The organism is Flavobacterium sp. UBA7680, assembly GCF_002482975.1.
GTDB lineage: Bacteria > Bacteroidota > Bacteroidia > Flavobacteriales > Flavobacteriaceae > Flavobacterium.
In genome coordinates, this window is the sequence record NZ_DLHA01000009.1 from 1,310 (window position 1) to 3,101 (window position 1,792).

Annotated in this window: 2 protein-coding genes, 1 tRNA gene and 1 pseudogene; all 4 read right to left on the reverse strand. The window is 31.4% G+C overall.

Features of this window, described 5'->3' with window-relative positions; genetic code table 11:
- Nucleotides 1–142 precede the first annotated feature (142 nt).
- Nucleotides 143–216 (reverse strand) — tRNA-Thr (locus B3C18_RS01490).
- A 90-nt stretch (nt 217–306) separates the two neighbouring features.
- Entirely contained in the window at nt 307–609 is a 303-nt protein-coding gene (gene hpf, locus B3C18_RS01495; protein WP_053472330.1) for a ribosome hibernation-promoting factor, HPF/YfiA family, read from the reverse strand.
- Nucleotides 610–643: 34 nt separating this feature from the next.
- Nucleotides 644–1,537 (reverse strand): tyrosine-type recombinase/integrase, encoded by an 894-nt coding sequence (locus B3C18_RS01500; RefSeq protein WP_291141269.1) that lies wholly within the window; start codon nt 1,535–1,537, stop codon nt 644–646.
- A gap of 132 nt (nt 1,538–1,669) precedes the next feature.
- Nucleotides 1,670–1,792, reverse strand: a pseudogene (locus tag B3C18_RS01505) (30S ribosomal protein S21); the annotation flags it as partial.

A 1,792-nucleotide genomic window follows, 5' to 3' on the forward strand; every position in this document is an offset into this window, starting at 1 on the left:
TGGCCGCTTGAGTATCTCCCCGAATAATTTATGGTTTTATTTTATAGATTTCAGATTATCTTGAATCATAATTTATACCGTAAATTCTTGTTTTTCAGTCTTTTAAAAGAACTTATTTCAAATCGCATTTGAAATATTTTTGAGCCGGCGGAGGGACTCGAACCCACGACCTGCTGATTACAAATCAGCTGCTCTAGCCAACTGAGCTACGCTGGCGAATACATTAAAAAAGTCCGCTATTTCTAACGGACTGCAAATGTAGCTATTTTATCTTTGAATCAAAACATTTTTTAAAAAAAATTTCAATTAAATATGTGCTCTTATTTTTTCTTTCCTTTTCACCAGCAAACGTTCTAAAGATTCTGCCGAAAGCTCAACTGCTTCTTCAAACGATTTGCATTGCTTTTTAACCAAAAATTCATCTCCCGGAACATTAATCTTAATCTCTACCGCCTTATTCTCCTTATCACTTGTTCTTTCAACTTTTAAAAAAACATCAGCCGAAACAACTCGGTCGTAATACTTTTCCAGCTTATCCATTCTCTCTTGAATAAAATCCACTAATTTTCTGTCGACAGTAAAGTTAACTGCATGAACATCTACCTTCATAATAATTATTTTAGGGTTAAACATTTCAGAGTTATTACTTATTTCTTGGATGAGCATCTGAATAAACTTTTTTAAGTTCTGCTAAACTATTATGAGTATAAACTTGCGTAGATGCCAAACTCGAATGCCCTAATAACTCCTTAACTGAATTTAAATCTGCTCCGTTATTTAATAAGTGAGTCGCAAAAGTATGCCGAAGCACATGAGGACTTTTTTTTACCTTTTCAGAGACCCTACTAAAGTAACAATTTATTAATCGATACACAAACGATTCACTCAATTTTAACCCTTTTTTCGAAATAAAAAAATAATCAGAATCTACAATTTCTTCAACCCCCACTCTTTCTTTTAAATACAAATTAATCTGATCTGCAACAATGGACAGAAGCGGAATAATTCGTTCTTTATTTCTTTTCCCTAACACCTTAATAAGATTCGAAGACAAATCAATATTCTTCATCATCAAACCTATTAATTCTGCACGACGCATTCCTGTGGTATAAAAAAGATCAACAATAAGCTTATCTCTAATTTCTTCAAAACCGGATGGAGAATCTACTCCAAGCATCAAATCACTTACTTCTTTTTCTGAAAACGGAATCTGGACAATTTTAGGAGTTTTAAGTGCTTTATGTTTAAGCATTGGATTTATCTCTATTTGCTTAATTTTTAAAAGAAATTTATAAAAGGCTTTTAAGGAAGCCATTTTTCGATTTACAGAAACATTAGAAATTTCCTGATCGACTAAAAAAACAATCCAGCTTCTTATTTGACTATAATTAACCTTCTCAACATTATCCTGCTCAAAACGAGATTTATTAAACTCTTCAAAGAAACCAATATCATTCAAATAAGCATTAACCGTATGCGGAGAATATTTTTTTTCCAGCTGTAAATAATCACGAAAAGCTTCTTTGTTTGATTTCATAAGAAAGTTTTTTTTTTCGATTTATACCTATTATATATAAACCACCAGAAGATTTTTAAAATAAAAAAACCGTTAGCATCAAAGTTAAAACTTTTTGATGACTAACGGTAATTATTTTTGAAAAGCGAAATACTAACTTTCTAAACTATCTTTCAATGTTTGGATGTAAGCAGCTTTTTGAATTTGAGCTCTTTTTACAACAGAAGGCTTAATAAAAGCAGTACGTGCTCTTAATTGACGAACAGTTCCTGTTTT